Origin of the sequence: Parvibaculum sp. (genome assembly GCF_049671045.1) — a bacterium.
Lineage (GTDB): Bacteria > Pseudomonadota > Alphaproteobacteria > Parvibaculales > Parvibaculaceae > Parvibaculum.
In genome coordinates, this window is record NZ_JBATUH010000022.1 from 1 (window position 1) to 20,774 (window position 20,774).

25 protein-coding genes and 1 tRNA gene are annotated in these 20,774 nt (G+C 64.4%); 22 read left to right on the plus strand and 4 right to left on the minus strand.

Annotation, left to right across the window (positions count from 1 at the left end):
- Nucleotides 1-119 precede the first annotated feature (119 nt).
- The 3 genes from WBG82_RS02865 to WBG82_RS02875 are packed head-to-tail and all read left to right on the plus strand — an operon-like array spanning nt 120 to nt 2,334.
- Nucleotides 120-629 carry a DUF2924 domain-containing protein gene (locus WBG82_RS02865; RefSeq protein ID WP_424421138.1) on the plus strand — a complete coding sequence of 170 codons (510 nt, stop codon included), beginning with the start codon at nt 120-122 and terminating at the stop codon, nt 627-629.
- Nucleotides 626-1,960 carry a recombinase family protein gene (locus WBG82_RS02870; protein ID WP_424421141.1) on the plus strand — a complete coding sequence of 445 codons (1,335 nt, stop codon included), beginning with the start codon at nt 626-628 and terminating at the stop codon, nt 1,958-1,960. Before WBG82_RS02865 ends, WBG82_RS02870 begins: the two co-directional genes overlap by 4 nt.
- Entirely contained in the window at nt 1,957-2,334 is a 378-nt protein-coding gene (locus WBG82_RS02875; protein WP_424421144.1) for a hypothetical protein, read from the plus strand. Before WBG82_RS02870 ends, WBG82_RS02875 begins: the two co-directional genes overlap by 4 nt.
- A 7-nt stretch (nt 2,335-2,341) precedes the next feature.
- Here the strand turns inward: WBG82_RS02875 and WBG82_RS02880 are convergent, their stop codons facing one another.
- Both WBG82_RS02880 and WBG82_RS02885 read right to left on the minus strand, forming a co-directional pair.
- Nucleotides 2,342-2,578 (minus strand): thioredoxin family protein, encoded by a 237-nt coding sequence (locus WBG82_RS02880; protein WP_424421147.1) that lies wholly within the window; start codon nt 2,576-2,578, stop codon nt 2,342-2,344.
- Nucleotides 2,547-3,578 carry a permease gene (locus WBG82_RS02885; RefSeq protein ID WP_424421149.1) on the minus strand — a complete coding sequence of 344 codons (1,032 nt, stop codon included), beginning with the start codon at nt 3,576-3,578 and terminating at the stop codon, nt 2,547-2,549. Before WBG82_RS02885 ends, WBG82_RS02880 begins: the two co-directional genes overlap by 32 nt.
- Nucleotides 3,579-3,764: 186 nt before the next feature.
- Between WBG82_RS02885 and WBG82_RS02890 the strand changes: the two genes are divergently transcribed.
- The 6 genes from WBG82_RS02890 (at nt 3,765) to arsH (ending at nt 7,730) form a co-directional block, all read left to right on the plus strand.
- On the plus strand, nt 3,765-4,421 hold the full coding sequence (locus tag WBG82_RS02890; RefSeq protein WP_424421152.1) for an NADPH-dependent FMN reductase: 657 nt from the start codon (nt 3,765-3,767) through the stop codon (nt 4,419-4,421).
- 150 nt (nt 4,422-4,571) lie between these two features.
- Complete coding sequence (locus WBG82_RS02895; RefSeq protein ID WP_424421154.1) at nt 4,572-4,922, plus strand: ArsR/SmtB family transcription factor; 351 nt, start codon at nt 4,572-4,574, stop codon at nt 4,920-4,922.
- Nucleotides 4,923-4,945: 23 nt separating this feature from the next.
- Nucleotides 4,946-5,461, plus strand: a complete 516-nt coding sequence (locus tag WBG82_RS02900; protein ID WP_424421157.1) for an arsenate reductase ArsC — start codon at nt 4,946-4,948, stop codon at nt 5,459-5,461.
- Nucleotides 5,458-5,889 carry an arsenate reductase (glutaredoxin) gene (gene arsC, locus WBG82_RS02905; protein ID WP_424421160.1) on the plus strand — a complete coding sequence of 144 codons (432 nt, stop codon included), beginning with the start codon at nt 5,458-5,460 and terminating at the stop codon, nt 5,887-5,889. Before WBG82_RS02900 ends, arsC begins: the two co-directional genes overlap by 4 nt.
- A 12-nt stretch (nt 5,890-5,901) precedes the next feature.
- Complete coding sequence (gene arsB / locus WBG82_RS02910; protein WP_424421163.1) at nt 5,902-6,975, plus strand: ACR3 family arsenite efflux transporter; 1,074 nt, start codon at nt 5,902-5,904, stop codon at nt 6,973-6,975.
- Nucleotides 6,972-7,730 carry an arsenical resistance protein ArsH gene (gene arsH / locus WBG82_RS02915; RefSeq protein ID WP_424421166.1) on the plus strand — a complete coding sequence of 253 codons (759 nt, stop codon included), beginning with the start codon at nt 6,972-6,974 and terminating at the stop codon, nt 7,728-7,730. The genes arsB and arsH overlap by 4 nt, the downstream gene beginning before the upstream one ends.
- A 342-nt stretch (nt 7,731-8,072) precedes the next feature.
- On the opposite strand, the gene WBG82_RS02920 is transcribed toward arsH, so the two are convergent.
- Nucleotides 8,073-8,162 (minus strand) — tRNA-Ser (locus WBG82_RS02920).
- 258 nt (nt 8,163-8,420) lie between these two features.
- Here WBG82_RS02920 and WBG82_RS02925 point away from each other — a divergent pair.
- From WBG82_RS02925 to WBG82_RS02960, 8 genes are all read left to right on the plus strand, one after another.
- Nucleotides 8,421-9,251 (plus strand): CDP-alcohol phosphatidyltransferase family protein, encoded by an 831-nt coding sequence (locus tag WBG82_RS02925; protein WP_424421168.1) that lies wholly within the window; start codon nt 8,421-8,423, stop codon nt 9,249-9,251.
- 129 nt (nt 9,252-9,380) lie between these two features.
- Nucleotides 9,381-9,692 (plus strand): 50S ribosomal protein L21, encoded by a 312-nt coding sequence (rplU, locus tag WBG82_RS02930; protein WP_324300625.1) that lies wholly within the window; start codon nt 9,381-9,383, stop codon nt 9,690-9,692.
- Between the two features lie 99 nt (nt 9,693-9,791).
- A complete protein-coding gene (gene rpmA, locus WBG82_RS02935) occupies nt 9,792-10,070 on the plus strand; it encodes a 50S ribosomal protein L27 (RefSeq protein WP_324300627.1) in 279 nt (92 codons plus the stop codon).
- A 107-nt stretch (nt 10,071-10,177) separates the two neighbouring features.
- Nucleotides 10,178-10,804, plus strand: coding sequence for a GNAT family N-acetyltransferase (locus WBG82_RS02940; RefSeq protein ID WP_424421171.1), 627 nt, complete (start codon nt 10,178-10,180; stop codon nt 10,802-10,804).
- Between the two features lie 20 nt (nt 10,805-10,824).
- On the plus strand, nt 10,825-11,877 hold the full coding sequence (gene obgE / locus WBG82_RS02945; RefSeq protein WP_424421174.1) for a GTPase ObgE: 1,053 nt from the start codon (nt 10,825-10,827) through the stop codon (nt 11,875-11,877).
- Nucleotides 11,865-12,995, plus strand: coding sequence for a glutamate 5-kinase (gene proB / locus WBG82_RS02950; protein WP_424421195.1), 1,131 nt, complete (start codon nt 11,865-11,867; stop codon nt 12,993-12,995). Before obgE ends, proB begins: the two co-directional genes overlap by 13 nt.
- Before the next feature lie 52 nt (nt 12,996-13,047).
- Nucleotides 13,048-14,355, plus strand: coding sequence for a glutamate-5-semialdehyde dehydrogenase (locus tag WBG82_RS02955; protein ID WP_424421177.1), 1,308 nt, complete (start codon nt 13,048-13,050; stop codon nt 14,353-14,355).
- A gap of 37 nt (nt 14,356-14,392) precedes the next feature.
- Nucleotides 14,393-15,007 carry a nicotinate-nucleotide adenylyltransferase gene (locus WBG82_RS02960; protein WP_424421179.1) on the plus strand — a complete coding sequence of 205 codons (615 nt, stop codon included), beginning with the start codon at nt 14,393-14,395 and terminating at the stop codon, nt 15,005-15,007.
- Nucleotides 15,008-15,150: 143 nt separating this feature from the next.
- Here the strand turns inward: WBG82_RS02960 and WBG82_RS02965 are convergent, their stop codons facing one another.
- Nucleotides 15,151-15,489, minus strand: coding sequence for a hypothetical protein (locus WBG82_RS02965; protein WP_424421181.1), 339 nt, complete (start codon nt 15,487-15,489; stop codon nt 15,151-15,153).
- Here WBG82_RS02965 and rsfS point away from each other — a divergent pair.
- From rsfS to WBG82_RS02990, 5 genes are all read left to right on the plus strand, one after another.
- Nucleotides 15,488-15,832 (plus strand): ribosome silencing factor, encoded by a 345-nt coding sequence (rsfS, locus tag WBG82_RS02970; protein ID WP_424421183.1) that lies wholly within the window; start codon nt 15,488-15,490, stop codon nt 15,830-15,832. The two genes, WBG82_RS02965 and rsfS, sit on opposite strands and share 2 nt — an antisense overlap.
- 43 nt (nt 15,833-15,875) lie before the next feature.
- Nucleotides 15,876-16,358: a 23S rRNA (pseudouridine(1915)-N(3))-methyltransferase RlmH gene (gene rlmH, locus WBG82_RS02975; RefSeq protein ID WP_424421186.1), complete on the plus strand. Its 483-nt coding sequence runs from the start codon at nt 15,876-15,878 to the stop codon at nt 16,356-16,358.
- Between the two features lie 144 nt (nt 16,359-16,502).
- Nucleotides 16,503-18,053 (plus strand): hypothetical protein, encoded by a 1,551-nt coding sequence (locus tag WBG82_RS02980; RefSeq protein ID WP_424421189.1) that lies wholly within the window; start codon nt 16,503-16,505, stop codon nt 18,051-18,053.
- On the plus strand, nt 18,040-19,425 hold the full coding sequence (locus WBG82_RS02985; protein ID WP_424421191.1) for a murein hydrolase activator EnvC family protein: 1,386 nt from the start codon (nt 18,040-18,042) through the stop codon (nt 19,423-19,425). Before WBG82_RS02980 ends, WBG82_RS02985 begins: the two co-directional genes overlap by 14 nt.
- Nucleotides 19,426-20,748 carry a S41 family peptidase gene (locus tag WBG82_RS02990; protein ID WP_424421193.1) on the plus strand — a complete coding sequence of 441 codons (1,323 nt, stop codon included), beginning with the start codon at nt 19,426-19,428 and terminating at the stop codon, nt 20,746-20,748.
- Nucleotides 20,749-20,774 lie beyond the last annotated feature (26 nt).

The window sequence follows — 20,774 nt, forward strand, 5'->3', positions numbered from 1 at the left end:
ATCCTGCCGGAACAGTCCAGTTCTTTATCTGCACCTGGCGAAGACAGTTCATTCGACATTCTCGCCCTCAAACGCCGTGTTGGTCGTCGCAAACCGAGCAACCGAGTTGGAGGGCAATAATGCCAGGAACGAAGAGAAAGACTGACGCCGCACCATGGCAACCGGGCAACCGCGATGCGGCGCACGCGGGCGTGGTCACGCAGCTTGCAGCGCTGAAGCGAATGACGGTGGTCGAGCTGAAGGCGAAGTGGGAAAGCCTCTTCGGTACACCCGCTCCGAACAACAGCCGCAGTTACCTCGAGCTGAGGCTCGGCTACCGGGTCCAGGAACTGACCCTCGGCGGCCTGACCCGCGAGACGCGGCGGACGCTGGACCTGCTGGCCGACGAAATCGAGGGCCGGGTCGGGCGCAAGACGATCATCGCGGATTCCCGCAACCCGGTGGTCGGCACCCGCCTCGTGCGTGAATGGGACGGGGTGGAGCACACCGTCACTGTGATGAAGGACGGCTTCGACTGGCAGGGGCGCAAGTTCAAGTCGCTGTCGGCGGTGGCGAGGGCGATCACCGGCACGCAGTGGAACGGCTACCGCTTCTTCGGCCTCCGCGAGGCACGGAGGGACGACCGATGAGCCGTCATCAGGAAGCCCTCGCGGTCGTTCCGCGCCGCCAGCGCTGCGCCATCTATACCCGCAAGTCGAGCGAGGAAGGGCTCGAGATGGAGTTCAACAGCCTCGACGCCCAGCGCGAGGCTTGCGAGGCCTTCGTGACTAGCCAGAAGGCGGAGGGCTGGGCCACCATTCGCGAACGCTACGACGATGGTGGCTTCTCCGGTGGCACGCTGGAGCGCCCCGGCCTGAAGCGCCTCATTCAGGACGTCGAGGCCGGTCTGATCGATGTGATCGTGGTCTACAAGATCGACCGGCTGTCGCGCTCACTGATGGATTTCGCCAAGCTGGTCGAGATCTTCGACCGCAATCAGGTGACCTTCGTTTCGGTCACGCAGTCGTTCAACACCACGACCTCGATGGGCCGCCTGACCCTGAACATCCTCCTCAGCTTCGCACAGTTCGAGCGGGAGGTGATCGGGGAGCGCATCCGCGACAAGGTCGCGGCATCCCGCAAGCGCGGCATGTGGATGGGCGGTCACGTCCCGTTGGGCTACGACGTGCGTGACCGCAAGCTGGTGGTCAACGAGGCCGAGGCCGCGACGGTCCGGATGATCTTCGAGAGGTTTGTCGCCATCGGCTCCGCCACGACGCTGGCCAAAGCGCTCGCGGCTGAAGGCGTGCTGAACAAGCGCGGCAAGCCGATCGACAAGGGCTTCCTCTACAAACTGATCAACAACCGGGTCTACCTCGGGGAAGCCGTGCACAAGGGCACGGCCTATCCCGGCGAGCACGAGGCCATCATCGATCAGGCCCTCTGGGACAAGGTTCACAGCATCCTGCAGGAGAGCCCGCGCCTGCGGGCGAAGAACACCCGCCGCCAGACGCCGGCCCTGCTGAAAGGGATCATCTTCACCGAGACGGGCACAGCGATGACGCCGACCGCGACGAAGAAGGGCACGCGCCTCTACCGCTACTACGCGTCGATGGACCTGATCCGAAACCGCCCGACCGGCGACGCCTCGGGTCCGCTGCGCTTGCCCGCCGGCATGGTCGAGGATGCCGTCGTCGGCGAAATCCGCCGCATGATCCGCGCGCCCGAGATCGCGGCGCGGACAATAAAGGCCCTTCGCGAAGAGAGCCCAACGGTCGATGAGAAGGCGGTCGTCCAGGCGCTCGGCGAGTTTGATCAGCTCTGGGCGGCGCTCTATCCGGCGGAGCAGACCCGCATCGTCCAGCTTCTGGTCGAGCGGGTGACCGTCAGCGCCGATGGCCTCGCGGTCGACCTGCGCACCGAGGGCCTCGGTTCGGTCATCCGGGAAATGGTCACCCCGAAACAGGAGCTGGCAGCATGAGCGCGCCGACCACCATGCGGGTGTTCATCCCGCTCACCATTCGCAAGCGCAACGGGCGGCCGAAGATCGTGCCGCCAGCCGACATCGTACCGGACACCGGCGGGGTGGACCCCCATGTGCTGAAAGCCATCGCCAAGGCGTGGAGCTGGCGGCGGAAGCTGGAGAGCGGCGCGGCGGCAACGCTCGCGGACATCGCCATGGCCGAAGATGTGACGCCCGCCTATGCCGGTCGGGTGCTGAAGCTTGCTTATCTGGCGCCCGCCGTGCTGGAGCGGCTGCTCATCGAGCGCAGGACTCCGACGGTGTCGTTGAAGGAACTTGAGACCACAGCCGCCCTGGCTTGGGCGGAACAGGGTGCGGCTGTTTTTGGGTGATCCTGCGTCAGGCGGCTCCGAGCTTCTCAGCCACTTCCGACACCGTCAGCACCTTGCCGGTCGAAACAACCTTCTCGTCAATGACGAGCGCAGGTGTGGACATCACACCGTAGGCGGCGATCTGCGCGTAGTCGGTGACCTTCACGATCTCCGCCGGTATCCCGGCGGCATCTGCGGCCGCCTTCGCATTCTCGCCCAGAGCGATGCATTTCTTACAGCCTGAACCGAGGATCTTGATGATCATACGTGTCTCCAATTCGCAGGAACATGGTGCCGAAGGCGTTGAATAGATAGCCAATCACGATGATGCCGGTCGCAACGATACCGGCAAACAGCAGCAGCAACGGCATTTTCACGACCCGCTTGAGCATGATCATGGACGGTAGGGACAAGGCGGTCACGGCCATCATGAAGGCCAGAGCGGTTCCGATGCCCACGCCCTTGCCGACCAATGCCTCTGCAATCGGAAGGGTACCGAAGATGTCGGCATACATCGGGATCCCGACCACTGTCGCTATGAGCACCGACCACCATTTGTCCTGCCCCAGTAATGCAGAAATGAAGGCCTCGGGCACCCAGTTGTGAATGGCGGCGCCGATGCCGACGCCGATCAGCACGTAGAGCCAGACCTTGCCGAAGATTTCGGCGACCTGATCCCTCGCAAACTCGAAGCGCTGGCGCCGCGTCAAATGGCCATCGTCGCTTTCCATGACCGGGCTGTTGAACACGAACGCCTCGACATGGCGCTCCATTTTCATCCGGCTGATCAGTGTGCCTCCCAGCACGGCCAGCACAAGGCCGACTGCGACATAGGCCAGCGCGATCGTCCAGTTGAACACGCTGGCGAGCAGAATGATCGAGGCGAGGTCCACCAGCGGCGAGGAAATCAGGAAGGAGAACGTCACCCCGATTGGCAGGCCCGCGCTGGTGAAGCCAATGAACAAGGGTATCGACGAGCACGAGCAGAACGGCGTGATGGTACCCAGCAAAGCTGCCATGATGTTGGCGCCAAGCCCCTTGCGCTGCCCCAGTATCCGCCGCGTACGCTCTGGCGGAAAATAGCTTTGCACCCATGAGATCGTGAAGATCAGCACCCCGAGCAGGATGAAGATCTTGATGACGTCATAGATGAAGAAGTGGATACTCCCACCAAGCCGTCCGGCAGGGTCAAGCCCGAATCCGTCCCGAACGAGCCAGGCGACTAGATCAGACAGCCACTGCATGCGCAGCAACTGATCATTCAACCATGCGAAAATCTCGGAGATGGCCTGCTCCCATGGCGTGAGTGAACGCGAGCGGAAGCCGCAGCGGTGTCGGATGTCCCCACTATACCGTTCGAGCGTCTCGATTATAAAGCGAGAATATTGGCACTGGTCGCAAACGCTGCAAGTTGTGGATCGTCAGGCCTGTACTCTAAGGAGCTTGGTGACGTGCACAACTTCCTGATATTCCTCGGGTCCGCCCGTGACAGTACGCCTCCACGTCCAGCCAGACTTGGCCTGCGGGTTGCCCGGCAATGCGAGAGGCATCTCCAGAACATGGGCCATGCCGTCGAATTGATCGACCCATTGTCGATCGAGCTCCCGGCCGCGTTCAAGCCTCACTTCGCCTATGCGAAGGGGGCAGCCCCGGAGGCTCTGGACGCCCTGGCCGGCAAGATCGACGCGGCAGACGGCTATGTGATGGTCAGCCCCGAGTACAACCACTCCATGAGCCCGGCTCTGGCGCATCTGCTGAACCATTTCGGCAGCTCGCTCTTTGCCTACAAGCCCAGCGCCATTGTGACTTACTCGGCCGGGCAATGGGGCGGTGCCCGTGCAGCGGTGAACATGCGCACCTTCTTGTCGGAACTGGGTTGTCTGCCAGTCTCGGCAATGATCCACCTCCCGAAAGCGCAGGATATCCTGACCGAAACTGGCGATTTTGCCGAGGGCACCGATGCTGCGGCCTGGCAGGGCTATTTTGGACGCACACTCGCCCAGTTGGATTGGTGGGCTGCAGCCGCCCGGGCGCAGCGGGCCGTTGAAGGCATTCCAGCCGCAGCGCCTGCGTTTAGCCGCGATCCTTCGCAGCGAAACGCGCCCTGAAGAAAGCGGGCTCGCACCTCTAGACTCTGCCTTCCATTCGACAACCAGTCCCTGAGCAAACCCGGCAAGCCTTCCTTCGATGCTCCTGGAAATATCACTTGACGGCACATGACTGGCGTCATTATTTGAAAGAACTGGAAGGATAGAATCATGATGGCTGATGTGAACGCTCAGGTGTGGGCAGTCGATGCGCTCGGAGCATTGGCTCACGAAACACGTTTGTCCGTGTTCCGCCTGCTCGTGAAAGCGGGGCCTGAAGGCATGATTGCTGGCGCTATCGCTGAACATCAGGGTGTGCCGCCATCCACCATGTCGCATCACCTTGCCACACTGGAACGGGCTGGCCTCGTTCACTCCGAGCGTGAGAGCCGCCTGATCCATTACCGCGCCGATTTTGCCGGCATGCGTCGTCTGCTCGCCTTCCTGATGCAGGACTGCTGCCAGGGTGCGCCTGAAATGTGTTCTGACCTGCTTGGCGACCTCACCTGCAATGCCACTTAACCTCTGACCGCCTGAGGCCTCAAATGTCCGACAAGATTTACAACGTTCTCTTTCTTTGTACCGGCAACAGCGCTCGCTCGATTCTGGGCGAAGCAGTAATGAACAAGCTCGGCGCAGGTCGTTTCAAAGCCTACAGTGCAGGAAGCCAGCCCAAGGGCGAGGTTCACCCGATGGCGCTCTCGGTGCTTAACGGGATGGGCTACGACACCACCGGCATGTACTCGAAGAGCTGGAGCGAGTTCTCGAAGCCCGGTTCACCCGAGTTCGATTTTATCTTCACGGTTTGCGACAGCGCCGCAGGTGAAACCTGTCCGGTCTGGATCGGCCATCCGATGACCGCGCACTGGGGCATCGAGGACCCGGCAGCCGTTGAAGAAGGCGGCCAGCGCGACGCTTTCCTTCAGGCCCTGCGCTATCTGACGAACCGCATCTCGCTGTTTCTGACGCTGCCGCATTCCAGCATCGACGAAATGGCGATGAAGCAGAAGCTCAAAGAAATCGGCCTGGCCGAAGGCGCCAGCGCTGGAGCAAGCAAATGAACACCGACATCATCATCTACCATAACCCGGAATGCGGCACGTCGCGCAACGCCCTGGCCATGATCCGTAATGCCGGGATTGAACCGCACGTCGTGGAATATCTGAAGACGCCACCTTCGCGCGCCTTGCTCGAAAGCCTGATCGAACGCGCCGGCATCTCGCCGCGCGCGCTGCTGCGTGAAAAGGGCACACCCTATGCCGAACTGGGCCTCGCCAATCCGGACCTCTCCGATACGCAGCTGATCGATGCAATGATGGCGCATCCGATCCTGATCAACCGGCCCCTAGTCGTCTCGCCACTCGGTGTGAAGCTGTGCCGTCCCTCGGAAGAGGTGCTCGATCTGATCCCGGCGCAGCAGCGCGGTGCCTTTGCCAAGGAAGACGGCGAACAGGTCATCGATGCCGCCGGCAAACGAATCCCTGGCTGAATAGGAAAGACCATGACCGCACAGTCCAAGCGCGAACGCCTGTCGTTCCTCGATCGTTATCTGACCCTGTGGATCTTCCTGGCGATGGCGCTGGGCGTCGCTTTGGGGTCGACTTTCAATTGGCTCCCTGGAGCAATCGACAGCCTCTCTTGGGGCACGACGAACATTCCCATCGCCATCGGGCTGATCCTGATGATGTATCCGCCGCTGGCGCGGGTGCGCTACGAGGAGCTGCCGCGCGTGTTCGAGGACAAGCGGGTGTTGGCGATCTCGCTGATCCAGAACTGGATCATCGGGCCGGTGCTGATGTTCGCGCTCGCGGTCATCTTCCTCAGCGACAAGCCGGAATACATGACCGGCTTGATCCTGATCGGCCTTGCCCGTTGCATCGCCATGGTCATTGTCTGGAACCAGCTTGCCAAGGGCGACAACCAGTATGTGGCGGCGCTGGTGGCATTCAACTCCGTCTTCCAAATCCTGTTTTTCAGCGTCTACGCCTGGTTTTTCCTCGCCTTTCTACCGCCGCTGTTCGGGCTTGAGGGCAGCGTCATCCATGTCAGCTTCTGGACCATTGCCGAGGCGGTGCTGATCTATCTCGGCATTCCGTTCCTCGCCGGGTACCTGACCCGCAAATGGCTGGCGAAGGCCAAGGGGGATGAATGGTATGAGAAGACCTTCCTGCCCAAGATTGGCCCGGTCACGCTGATCGCGCTGCTGTTCACCATCACCGCCATGTTCAGCCTCAAGGGCAACGAGATTGTGACCTTGCCGGGCGACACGATCCGCATTGCCATCCCGCTCACCATCTACTTCGTGGTCCAGTTCTCCATCAGCTTCTTTATGGGCAAGCTGATTGCCAGCGATTACCCGCGCACGACCGCCGTGGCGTTCACCGCAGCGGGCAACAATTTCGAGCTGGCGATTGCCGTTGCCATCGCGGCCTTCGGGCTAGCCTCGCCGGTTGCCTTCGCGGCTGTCATAGGCCCGCTGGTCGAGGTGCCCGTGCTGATCCTGCTGGTCAACGTCGCCTTCTGGTTCGGACGCCGCTGGTTTCCTGAATCTGTCCCCGCGGAGGCCCGCGCATGACCGAGGCCGTTTACCAGCGGTTGCGCCCGCTTACCGATCTCGAGCATCTGCCGGCCCTCAAGCCGGAATATGCCCATCGGCGCCCAGCGCTGGGTCTGGGGGAACTCGATCCGCCACCGCGCGTCCTGCTTCTTTACGGCTCATTGCGCGAACGCTCCTATTCGCGCCTGGCCGTCGAGGAAGCAGCGCGGCTTCTCCAGTTCTTCGGATGCGAGACCCGCATCTTCGATCCCTACGATCTGCCGCTGCCCGATCAAGTGAAGGATGATGACCACCCGGCTGTGCATGAACTGCGCGAGCATTCGCTGTGGTCGGAAGCGCAAGTCTGGTGCAGCCCGGAACGGCATGGTCAGATCACTGGCATCATGAAGACACAAATCGACCACCTGCCGCTCGCCTACAAAGGCTTGCGGCCGACCCAAGGGCGCACCCTTGCGGTGATGCAGGTCAGCGCAGGCTCGCAATCGTTTAATAGCGTCAACACGCTCCGGATCCTTGGTCGCTGGATGCGGATGTTCACGATCCCCAACCAGTCGTCAGTGGCCAAGGCCTATGAAGAGTTCGACGAAGCGGGCCGAATGAAGCCGTCGAGCTACTACGACCGGATCGTGGACGTGATGGAAGAATTGGTTCGCTTCACGGTCCTACTGCGTCCACACGCCGACCAGCTCGTCGACCGCTATTCGGAGCGCAAGGATCGAAACGAGCCCGTTGATACGCATGTGGAGGCCGCAGGATTGGTTAAAGCCACATAATGCAACGCTAAATCAGTCTTTTTCTAAAGGCATGAAAGTTCACGAAAATAGCCGGGTATCACCCTGTCTTGCAGATACCTCGGATTCTCACATCGCTTTGGGTGCCGGGTTTGCCATGAAAAGGTATAGACTTGCGCGAGGCAGAAAAGCCCAGAAATCCGTCACTTCCTAGGCCTATACTTTCCGCAACAAGGTTTAGGTGAAAAGAGACGAAAGGCCGTTAGAGACCGATTTTGGCCGCCCCGGCAGTCTCTGGGGTTCGGTCGCCATGGGCAAAACCGGGCGGAAGCTGGGGATTTTTTGGCCCCGGAAGGCCCATCTCATTGATTCGCATTGAGATGTTGGCGGAGAGGGAGGGATTCGAACCCCCGATAGAGTTACCCCTATGCCGCATTTCGAGTGCGGTGCTTTCAACCACTCAGCCACCTCTCCGCGGGGCACGGGGTTTGGACCGAGGTCCTGCCCGTCATGTTGAAGCGGCGCGGAATGTAGACCGAGCCCTTCCCTCGGCACAAGGCTTGATCGCGCTATGCGGGTACTTTTAGATCGCCGCCCTTTTTCGGGCGTGCTTGTGCCTTTTCGCGCCCCCGCCGCGCCCCGCCGCGCCCCGCCGCGCCCCAACGGCCCTGCCCGCGGATGGCTGCGGTTTCGTCATTTCCGCGAAATGGCGAAATTGTCTAGACTTCCGCCATGAGTGAAGCGCAAAGCCCCGCCGGACACGGCCCGCATGAGAGCCCCGATCCCGGCGGCCACAATTCCGGCGGCATCGCGCCGTCCGCCCGCAGGAGACGCGGACACCGGCGCCCCAGCGGCCGCGTCCTCGCCGCATGGGCCGTTCATGCCTTCACGGCCTCGGGCGCCGTCGCCGGCCTTCTCGCCATTTCGGCGCTCATCGCGGGCGATCTGCGGCTGGTGCTTCTCTGGCTCGGCGTGGCGCTGCTCATCGACGGCTTCGACGGGCCGATGGCTCGCAAGGTGCGCGTGACCGAATTCGCCCCCCGCTTCGACGGGGCGATCCTCGACCACATCATCGACTATCTGAATTACACGGTGATTCCCGCCCTCGTGGTCTACCGATTCGGCCTCGTGCCCGAGGGCTTTGCCATTCCGGCCGCCGCCTACATCATGACGACGTCCCTCTATTGCTTCGGCAACAAGGACATGAAGACCGCCGACAATTATTTCTCAGGCTTTCCGGCGGTCTGGAACGTCGTCATTCTCTATTTCTATCTCATGGCGAGCGGCCCCTGGGCCAATCTCGCCGTCATCGCGGCGATGGGCGCGCTCACCTTCGTGCCCTTCAAGTTCATCCACCCCTTCAGGGTGAGGGCGTTGCGCTCCTTCACCATCGCCGTGACGGGGGCCTGGGGCGCGCTGACACTGGTGCTCGTCTGGACGAGCGAGCCGGGCCTCCCCCCGGCCGAGACGCTTCCCGCCGCCTATTGGGGCTGGCTTGCCACCTCGCTCTATTTCCTGGGGCTTTGCCTCCGGCGTTCCTTCAAGGGCGCGGAAACGCGCTGAAAGCCACTGATTACAAGGCCTTCTTGCCTTGACAGCCCTTCCTCCCCCTGTATATTGCGCGCCAATCCGGCCCGTAGCGCGGTTTTTCGCGCTGCGCAGGGCCTTATATTCGCTAAATGGTGGTTTTCCATGTTCGCAGTCATCCGGACCGGCGGCAAGCAGTACAGGGTCGCGAAAGACGAGCTTCTCGAGGTCGAGAGGGTCGGCGCGAATGCTGGCGACAAGATCGACCTTCCGGTCCTGATGATCGGCTCGGAGGGCGGCGAGACCAAGATCGGCGCCCCGCTGGTCGAGGGCGCGAGCGTGAAGGCCGAGGTGGTGGAACTCACCCGCGGCCCGAAGCTGACGGTCTTCAAGAAGCGCCGCCGGCAGAACTATCGCCGCAAGAACGGCCATCGTCAGGATCTGATGCTGGTCAAGATCGTCGAGATCGCGGGTTAAGGCGTCCGGCCCGGAAGGCAAGGCGCCATCCGGATCGCTGACAGCCTGAATTGAAGGATTTGAGCGCACGGTAAAGCGCTCTGACAGGAGTAGAGGCAAATGGCTCATAAAAAAGCAGGCGGCTCGTCCCGCAACGGTCGCGACAGCGCAGGCCGTCGCCTCGGTGTGAAGAAGTTCGGCGGTGAGAACGTGATCCCCGGCAACATCATCATTCGTCAGCGCGGCACCAAGGTGCATCCGGGCGAGAATGTCGGCATGGGCACGGACCATACGATTTTCGCGACCGCCGCGGGCGTCGTGTCTTTCCGCGCGCGCAAAGGCGGCCGCACCTACGTATCCGTGATGCCGGCTTGCGCCCCGGCCGCGGCGGCGGATTAAACATTGCGAGGGCCCGCCACCTCGCAAGGTGGCGACCATCGGAATCGAGAGGGAGATGGGCCGCCATCTCCCTTTTTTAGTGCCTTCTCGGGGATGAGGAGCCCCCGATGCAGGAAATCGCAAGAACGGAACGCCTGACGCTGAGGCATTTTCGCATGGAAGATGCAAGGCGCGTTCAGGCCCTCTGCAACAACTGGAACGTCGCCAGCAGGCTGAGCCGCATGCCCTACCCCTATACAGAGGAGCACGCCGTCGCCTGGCTCGCGAGCCATGAGGAAGCGCGCGCCTCCGGACGCGAGTTTCCGCTTGCGATCGAATCGGAGGGCGAGCTGATCGGCTCGACCGGCGTCATGGTGCATGAGAACTGCGAGAGCGAGATCGGCTACTGGATCGGCGAGCCCTGGTGGAACCGGGGTTTTGCGACCGAGGCCGCCCGCGCGGCCATCGCATTCGCCTTCGAGCGGCTGGGGTCGGATGCCGTCACCGCCGTCCACCATGCCGACAATCACGCCTCCGGCCGGGTGCTGACGAAACTCGGCTTCCGCTATACTGGCGAGGATCGCCGCTGGTGCGAGGCGCGCCGGGAAAAAGTGCATTGCCTGCTGATGAGGTTCGCAAGACCTTCCGCCGGCACGAATTCGGCAGGAACGGAGAGCGGGCTTGCGTCCGGGCGCGGTTCGACTATTGAAAGCCGCATGCTGGCCACGCGGCTGACCGGGTCCCGCTCGGCCTGAACGCGCGCAAGGAGCGCCTGATGAAGTTTCTCGACGAGGCGAAAATCCATATCCGCTCCGGCGACGGCGGCGCCGGGGCTGTGAGTTTTCGCCGTGAGAAATTCATTGAGTTCGGCGGTCCCGATGGCGGCGACGGCGGCAGGGGCGGCGATGTCGTCGTCGAATGCGTCGACGGCCTCAACACGCTCATCGACTATCGCTACCAGCAGCACTTCAAGGGCAAGACGGGCATGCATGGCATGGGCCGCAACCGCAACGGCTATAATGGCGCCGATGCCGTGCTGAAAGTGCCTGTCGGCACGCAGATTTTCGACGAGGACCGGGAAACGCTGATCGCCGACCTCACCGAGGTCGGCCAGCGCATCGTGCTGCTCAAGGGAGGCAATGGCGGCTTCGGCAACGCCTATTTCAAAAGCTCCACCAATCGCGCGCCGCGCCGGGCCAATCCCGGCCAGCCGGGCGAGGAGATGTGGATCTGGCTGCGGCTGAAACTCATCGCCGATGCCGGCCTCGTCGGCCTGCCCAATGCGGGCAAGAGCACCTTCCTCGCCAAGGTGAGCGCGGCAAAGCCCAAGATCGCCGACTACCCCTTCACCACGCTCACGCCCGGCCTCGGCGTCGTCAGGATCGACGGCCGCACCTTCGTGCTCGCCGATATTCCCGGTCTCATCGAAGGCGCGCATGAGGGCGCCGGGCTCGGCGACCGCTTTCTCGGCCATATCGAGCGCTGCCACATCCTGATCCATCTCATCGACGGCACATCCGAGGATGTCGCCGGCGCCTATCGCACCATCAGGGGCGAACTTGAAGCCTATGGCGCGGGGCTCGACGAAAAGTCGGAGATCGTCTGCCTCAACAAATGCGATGCGCTGAGCGACGAGGAGCGCGCCGAAAAGCGCGCCGCGCTCAGGAAGGCGAGCGGCGCCGACGTGCAGCTCATATCCGGCGTGTCGGGCGAGGGCGTCGACAAGGTGCTTCGCCTCGTCGCGAAAGAGATCGAGAGGCGCCGCGCCGAGGAACGCGAGGCGCATCTGCGCGCCACAGGCAAAACCGAAGAGGGCTGGCAGCCGTGACCATCGCTCGTCTCAGCAATGCCCAGCGCGTCGTCGTCAAGATCGGCTCCGCCCTTCTCACCGACAGCAAGACCGGCAAGCTCAATCGGGACTGGCTCGGAGCCTTCGTCGCGGATGTCGCGGCCATGCGGGCGCGCGGCCAGGAAATGCTCATCGTCTCCTCGGGCGCGATCGCCCTCGGCCGCCGCGCGCTCGGCCTTCCCTCCGGCAGGCTGAAGCTCGAGGAAAGCCAGGCCGCCGCTGCCGTCGGCCAGATCGGCCTCGCCCAGGCTTTTCAGGAAAGCCTGAGCGCGCATGGCCGCAACTGCGCGCAGATCCTGCTGACGCTCGACGACACAGAGACGCGGCGGCGCTACCTCAATGCGCGCTCGACGCTGAATACGCTCCTCCGGCTCGGCGCGGTTCCCGTCATCAACGAGAACGACACGGTGGCGACGAGCGAAATCCGCTATGGCGACAATGACCGCCTCGCCGCCCGCGTCGCCAGCATGATCTCTGCCGATTGCCTCATCCTGCTTTCCGATGTCGACGGGCTCTACACCGCGCCGCCCTCCGAGCCCGGCGCGACGCATATTCCCGAAGTCTCCGACATCACGCCCGAGATCATGGCGATGGCGGGCGATGCCGCGAGCGAGATGAGCCGCGGCGGCATGAAGACGAAGCTCGCCGCCGCCCGCATCGCGACCGAGGGCGGCTGCCACATGGCGATCGCCAATGGCCGCACGCTTCACCCGCTGAAGGTGCTCGAGGAAGGCGGCCGCTGCACCTGGTTCACCGCGCGCTCGACGCCCTATGCCGCGCGCAAGCGCTGGATTTCGGGCGGCCTCAAGACGAAGGGCACGATCGTCGTCGATGCCGGCGCCGTCGATGCGCTGCTGCATGGCCGCAGCCTTTTGCCGGCGGGGATCACGGCCGTTCAGGGCCGGTTCGAGCGCGGCGATGCGGTGAGCGTCCGCGACAGCGAAGGGCGCGAGATCGCGCGCGGCCTTTCGGCCTACTCCAATGAGGATGCGGCCCGCATCCTCGGCCACAACAGCCGCGAGATCGAGGAGCTTCTGGGCTTTGCCGGCCGCGCGGAGATGATCCACCGCGACGACCTCGTTCTGAAAAAGGGCTGAAAATAGCCATGCCGCGACGAATACGGTAAGTTCGACGGATCGGCGGCTTGAGATGAGACAGGAAAATCCCGTGACCATCGCAGAAATCGGCACTGCAAATCGAGACATCGCCGCGCTCATGGCGGAGATGGGCGAGAAGGCGCGCGCCGCCGCCGTGACGCTTGCCGGTATCCCGACCAAGCAGAAGGATGCGGGCCTTCTCTGCGCCGCCATGGTCGTGCGCGCCAATATCGACGACATTCTCGAAGCGAACGGGAAGGACATGGCCGCCGCGCGGGAGAAGGGGCTTTCGGGCGCCATGCTCGACCGCCTCATGCTCGACGAGAAGCGCGTCGAGGCGATGGCGAAAGGCATCGAGGAAATTGCCGCCCTGCCCGATCCCGTCGGCGCGAAGATCGCCGAATGGGACCGCCCGAACGGCCTTCACATCGAGCGCGTGCGCACGCCGCTCGGCGTCATTGGCATCATCTATGAGAGCCGCCCCAATGTGACGGCGGATGCGGGCGCGCTGTGCATCAAGTCCGGCAATGCCGCGATCCTTCGCGGCGGCTCGGAAAGCACCCATTCGAGCCGCGTCATTCACGCTTCGCTCGTCGAGGGCCTGCTCGCCTCGAACCTGCCCGAAGCCGCTCTCCAACTCGTGCCGACCACCGATCGCGCCGCCGTCGGAGAAATGCTGAAGGGCCTCAACGGCGCCATCGACGTCATCGTGCCGCGCGGCGGCAAGAGCCTCGTCGCGCGGGTGCAGGCCGAAGCCCGCGTGCCGGTCTTCGCCCATCTCGAAGGCATCTGCCACGTCTATGTGGACAAGGACGCCGATCTCGAAATGGCGCGCCACATCGTCATGAACGCGAAGCTCCGCCGCACCGGCGTGTGCGGCGCGGCCGAAACGCTGCTCGTCGATCAGGCCTGCGCGGAAACGCATCTCGGCCCGCTGGTGAAGGATCTGATCGAGGCCGGTTGCGAGGTGCGCGGCGATGCCATCGCGCAGCGCGCCGATCCGCGCGTGAAAGCGGCGACGGAAGCGGACTGGTCGACGGAATATCTCGAAGCGATCATCGCCGTGCGCGTGGTGAAGGGCGTCGAGGAGGCGATGCGCCACATCGCCACTCACGGCTCGCACCACACCGAGGCCATCGTGACCGCGAACCAGGCGACGGCCGACCGTTTTCTCGCCACCGTCGACAGCGCCATCGTGCTCCACAACGCCTCGACGCAATTCGCCGATGGCGGAGAGTTCGGCATGGGCGCCGAGATCGGGATTGCCACCGGCAAGTTCCACGCGCGCGGACCCGTCGGCGTCGAGCAGCTCACGAGCTTCAAATATGTCGTGCGCGGCACCGGCCAGACCCGGCCCTGAGAGGCGGATTTGAGCCCCGCCCCATGACATGGCATCCATGACGCATTCCGAACTGCTCACACCCGGCCAGCGCGTCGGCCTTCTGGGCGGCTCCTTCAATCCCGCGCATGAAGGCCATCTCCATGTGACGCGCATGTGCCTGAAGGCGCTGGCGCTCGACCGCGTGTGGTGGCTCGTCTCGCCGCAGAACCCGCTGAAGAGCGACGCCGAGATGGCGCCGCTCACCAAGCGCCTTTCGGATGCGCGCGAACTCGTCGACAAGGCAGGCGATCCACGCATCGTCGTCACCGACATCGAAACGCGGCTCGGCACGCGCTACACGATCGACACGATCGAGGCGCTGCAGGCGCGGCATCCGGGCGTCCATTTCGTCTGGCTCATGGGCGCAGACAATCTGATCCAGTTCCCCCAATGGGCGCGCTGGCGCGACATTGCCGAAGCCGTGCCCATCGCCGTCTATCCGCGCCCCGGCTACACGCTGAAAGCGCGCGTTTGCCCGGCGGCCGAATGGCTGAAGCCGGCGACGCTCAATGCGGACAATGCGGCGCTTCTCGCCGAAAGGACGCCGCCCGCTCTCGTGTTTCTCGAGGGGCCCGAGCACAGCGCATCGGCAACCGCCATCCGCGCTGCCGCCAGAGAGCGGCGCGAGTGACGTGTTCAAGCGGCTAGTTCCGGCGGCAAGCCCGATGTGGGATAGATTGAACTCGGGCGGCAGGACACTTATCCTTGGTCATGCCAAGACCGCTTCGGCGGCAGGCCGTCGAGTTCATGTGGAAGGAGCCAGTTCCTGAGCAGTCAGACACCGGACCGCAAGGTCCCCCGCACCAAGGCGAAGCCATCCGGCGCGAAGGCATCCGGCGCAAAGGCGCCCGCGACAAAGGCGGCAAAGCCCAAGGAGCCGAAGGCAACAGCGCCGAAGGCAAAGGAGCCCAAGGCGAAGCCGGCCGGCGCGAAGGCGCCCGCGGCGAAAGCGCCCAAAGCGCCCAAAGCAAAAGCACCGGAGACGAAGGCCGCAAAGCCAGCCAGGGCGACGAAGGCAACCGGCGCCGCCAAGGCCCCGCGCAAGCCTTCCGCAACGAAGGCTGCCGCCTCGAGGAAGAAAGCCTCGGCCGAGGAAGCCAGACTCTCGGCCATGCTCTCTCTCATCCTCAAGAGCCTCGACGACGACAAGGCCGAGGACATCGTCTCGATCAATCTCGCCGGGAAGACCCCGATCGCCGACTGCATGGTCATCGCCAGCGGCCGCTCGCAGCGCCATGTGAGCGCCGTCGCCGAACACCTGATCCGCCGGCTGAAGGAGAAGGGCCTCGGCACGGCGCGCGTCGAGGGCCTGCGTCAGGGCGACTGGGTGCTGATCGACGCGGGCGATGTGCTGGTGCATGTCTTCCGCCCCGAGGTGCGCGAGTTCTACAAGCTCGAGAAGATGTGGGCCGCGAACATTCCGGCGGAGCAGGCGGCCGAGCCGGTCGCCATCTGAGACCGGCACGCGGCGAGCGCCCGCCCCGGCAGGGAGAACACCGATGCGCATCGAGATATGCGCCGTTGGCCGCCTTCGCGCCGGGCCCGAAAAAGAGCTTCTCGACGGCTATGTTTCGCGCATCACCGCTGCCGGGCGCGGCATCGGCATCACCGCGCTCACGCTCAGGGAAGTCGAGGAGAAGCGCCGGCTCGAAGGCGCGGCGCTGAAGGAAAGCGAGGCGGTGCAACTCAAGGCCTCGCTTTCGCGCGGCGCGCTCCTCGTCGCGCTCGACGAACGCGGCCGCGCCGAGCCGAGCGAGGCCTTTGCCGGGCGGCTCGCGCGCTGGCGCGACAGCGGCGTTTCCGATCTCGCTTTCGTGATCGGCGGCGCCGATGGTCTCGCGCCTTCGCTGCGCGACGAGGCGAGCCACCTCATCGCCTTCGGCCCCATGACCTGGCCGCATATGCTGGTGCGCGTCATGCTCGCCGAACAGATCTACCGCGCCGTGACGATCATCGCCGGCCATCCCTATCATCGCGCCTGACCGCCACGTTTTCATGCGTCGCCATGCGCCTTAATCGGTCAACGCGGCGTGGACACGATTCAAGCCTTCCATTAGCTTCATCCGGGGGTGCGCGAACCGCGCACAGTGATTGGGCTGACTGTTTTTTCGGAAGTTGAGAGCGGCATGATCGGCGTCAAACCTCTCGTCCTGGTTCTCCTGGACGGATGGGGCATTTGCGCGGAGCGCGAAGGAAATGCGCTCGCCCAGGCGCGCACGCCGATTTACGATCGGCTCGCCGGTACATCGCCCCATGCAGTGCTCGCCGCATCGGGCGAAGCCGTCGGTCTGCCCGCGGGCCGGCCCGGCAACGCGCAGGCGGGCTACATGACCCTTGGCGCAGGGAGGCCGGTGACGCAAAGCCTCGTGCACATAAATCGCGCGATCCAGGAGGACGGTGCGCAATCGATCGGCGCACATCCCGTCCTCGGGCAGATCGTTCAGCGCGTGAGGCCGCTGGGCGGCGCGGTGCATCTCATCGGCATGGCCTCGCCGGGTGGCATCGCCGGCCACCAGCATCATCTGGCGGTCCTTGCCGCGCTGCTGAGCCATGAGGGCGTGCAGGTCTGGATCCATGCCGTGACGGATGGCCGGGACACTGGCCCTCAGGACGGCATCGACTGTCTTTCGGAACTGCTCGACGACACCGCCGGTGCCGAGCACGCGGCGCTTGGCAGCCTCATGGGCCGCGCCTTCGCCTTCGACGATCCGGCCGAGCCCGCTGCGCTTGCCGCCGCCGTGAAGGCGATTGCCGACGCCGATGCGCCGCGTACGGAATATCCATCCGCCCATCTCGACCAGTGCTATCTCAAGGGCATTTCCGACGACCGGATCGCGCCCGTCGTAACCCAGAAATATCGCGGCATCAGGCAGGACGACGCGGTCTTCCTCGTCAATCTGCGGCCCGATCTCGGCCGGGGGCTCATGGAGGCGCTGCTGGCGTCGCCCGCCGCGCGCCTTCTGGCGGGCGCCTATTCGCTCTGCGAACTGAGTGGCCCGGCAAGAGAGCGTGTCGAGCCGCTCTTCAGCGAGGCACCCGCCCGGCCGACGCTCAGCGAGACGCTCGCGCGCGCGGGACGCTCGCAGCTCCTTCTCACCGAAAGCATCACGGAAGCTAATCTCTCGCTCTTCCTGCGCGGCGGCACGTCCACGATCTTCGACGGCGAGACGATCGGCGTCGCCGAAACGCCGCCGCTCGCAAAGCTCGAGAAGCGGCCCGAACTGGCAGCGGCCGACCTCGTCGCCGAGGCGATCGCCGCAATCAAGAAGGCCGACCGCGACCTTCTCGTGCTCAACCTGCCCAATGTCGCCGTGCTTGGACGGACCGGCAATCTGCGCGCGACGATCGAGGCGGCCGAGGCGGTCGACAAGACCCTCGGAAAGCTCGCCGCGCAGATCGAGAAGCGCGGCGGCGTCATGGCGATCACCGGCGCCTTCGGCAAGGGCGAAATCATGATCGACGCGGAAACGGGAAAGCCCTGGCGCGGGCCGACGCGCTCCAACATGCCCTTCACGCTGGCCGGCCTTCCCGCTGGCGAGCGGAGGGAACTGCGCTTCGGCACGCTGGCCGATGTCGCGCCGACCATCCTCGGGCTTCTCGACGTGCCGGTGCCGGAGGCGATGACGGGCCGCTCCCTTATCCTCGATCCCGAACAGGCAGACCGTGTCACGGCCTGAAGGCTTCGCCGCCCTCGCGCTGGCCGCGCTGATGATCGCGGTCCCGGCCGCACGGGCGGAGATCGCCGACCCGACCATGCTCGAAAGCCTGAAGCAGGAACTCGACACGAGCGTCACCCGCAAGAAGGCGCTCGAAGCCCAGTCCGAGAAGGCGCGTCTCGAAACCGAGGAAATCCGCGGCAAGCTCATAAAGACCGCCGCCAGCGTGCAGGCGCGCGAGCGCGAGGTCTCGGCCTCCGAGGAGCGCCTTGCCGCGCTCAGGACGGCGGAATCGGAGGTACTCGCCAGGCTCGAGCACCGGCGCGGCGAAATGGCTGATCTCCTTGCCGCGCTGACCCGGCTCGACCGCAATCCGCCGCCCGCGCTGGCGGTGCGGCCCGATGACGCGCTGGGCGCCATTCGCGGCGCGATCCTGCTCGGCTCGGCCGTGCCCGAATTGCGGGCGGAGGCCGAAGCGCTGAAAACGAGGCTGGAGGAACTTGCCCGCCTGCGCCAGAGCATCTCCGCCGAACGCGCGACGCTCGCCGACGCCAAGGCCTCGCTCGAGCGCGACCGGGCGGAACTCGAAACCCTGCTCAGGAAGAAGATGGCGCGCCAGAAAAGCCTGGCCCGGGCCGTCGAAAGCGAGGAGGCGCGGGCCGAGCGGCTCTCGCGCGAAGCGACCGACCTCAAGGACCTGATCGCGAGGCTGGAAGCGGGCGCGGCCGAACGCATCCCCATGAAACGACCCGATCCGGCGCTGCGGCCGAAGCCCGAGCCGCCGGGCCAGTTGGCTTCGGAACCGGCCTCCTCCGCCCCCGGCGCGGCCGGCCAGCCCGCAGGCACAGAGATGGCGGCGCTCACCCCGCCGCGCCCCTCGGCCCCCCTCGCCGGCTCGCCTTCTTCGCGCCTTTTTTCGGCGGCAAAAGGGCTTATCCGGCTGCCGGTCACGGGCCCCGTCCTCAGGGAGTTCGGCGGGCCGAACGGCATCGGCGGACGGATGCAGGGTATGCTGATCGCGACGCGGCCGGGCGCGCAGGTGATCGCGCCTTTCGATGGACATATCGTCTTCGCCGGGCCGTTCCGCCGCTATGGGCAACTCTTGATCATATCGGTCGGCGAAGGCTACCATGTATTGTTGGCAGGAATGACGAAGATCGACGGGACTGTGGGCCAGAACATCCTCGCCGGGGAACCTGTCGGCACCATGGGCCCATCGCCTTCTCCCGACAGTCTGGCCGAAGCGAATGTATCGACCGAATGGAATGACAATTCGGGCCTGCACGGAAAATCCGGTCGGAACCCCTCGCTATATATAGAATTCCGAAGAAACGGCGATCCGATAGACCCGCGCCCCTGGCTGATGATGAGTGACAAGAAGGCTCGTGGATAAATGAATAAGTCTGTGATAGCCGGCTTCGCGGTCGGTACGATCGTTTCCGCGCTGACCGTGTTCGCGTTCCAGTCGGGCACATTCGACGGCTCGGCCCACGCTGCCAACAGCGACACATATCGCCAGCTCAACCTTTTCGGCGACGTGTTCGAGCGCGTGCGCGCCGACTATGTCGAGCCGACCGACGACGCGAAGCTCGTCGAGGCGGCCATCAATGGCATGCTGACCTCGCTCGATCCCCATTCGAGCTACATGAACCCCAAGAACTTCCGCGACATGCAGGTCCAGACGCGCGGCGAGTTCGGCGGGCTCGGCATCGAGGTCACGATGGAGAACGGCGTCGTGAAGGTCGTGACGCCGATCGACGACACGCCGGCGAGCCGCGCCGGGCTCCGCCCCAACGACTACATCACCCATATCGACGGCAAGCCGATCCTCGGCCTGACGCTGAGCGACGCGGTGGACAAGATGCGTGGGCCGGTCAACACCTCCGTGACCCTCACCGTGGTGCGCAAGGGCGTCGAGGAACCCTTCGACGTCAAGCTCACGCGCGACATCATCACCATCAAGTCGGTGAAGTATCACCGCGAGGGCGACATCGCCTATATCCGCATCACCTCCTTCAACGAGCAGACGGGCGAGCTTCTCGACGAGGCGATCCGCGCGCTGCAGAAGCAGATCGGCGCCGCGAAGGTGAAGGGCTATATCCTCGACCTCCGCAACAATCCCGGCGGCCTGCTCGATCAGGCGATCGTCGTCAGCAGCGATTTCATCAGCCAGGGCGAGATCGTCTCGACACGCGGCCGCCATCCGGACGACACGCAGCGCTACAATGCGCGCGGCGGCGACGTGACGAACGGCAAGCCCCTCATCGTGCTCATCAATGGCGGGTCGGCCTCTGCCTCCGAAATCGTCGCGGGTGCGCTTCAGGATCATCGGCGCGCGACGATCCTCGGCACGCGCTCCTTCGGCAAGGGATCGGTGCAGACGATCATTCCGCTGGGCTCCGACGGCGCGCTGCGCCTGACGACGGCGCGCTACTACACGCCGTCCGGCCACTCGATCCAGGCCAAGGGCATCGAGCCCGACATTCAGGTCGAGCAGTCGGGCGACCAGAAGAAAAAGAAACTTCTCATCACCGGAGAGGCCGAGCTGCCCGGCCATCTGGCCGCGGAAGACGGCGCCAAGGAAGTCGCCGGCTCCGATTCCTTCGTCCCGGCGGACAAGAAGGACGACAAGCAGCTTCTTTATGCGATCGACCTGCTGAACGGCGTTCGCAAGGATGCCGCCTTCAAGGCGACCTCGACGGCGAGCGCGAATTGATGACCGATCCTCGGCTCAAATCCGGC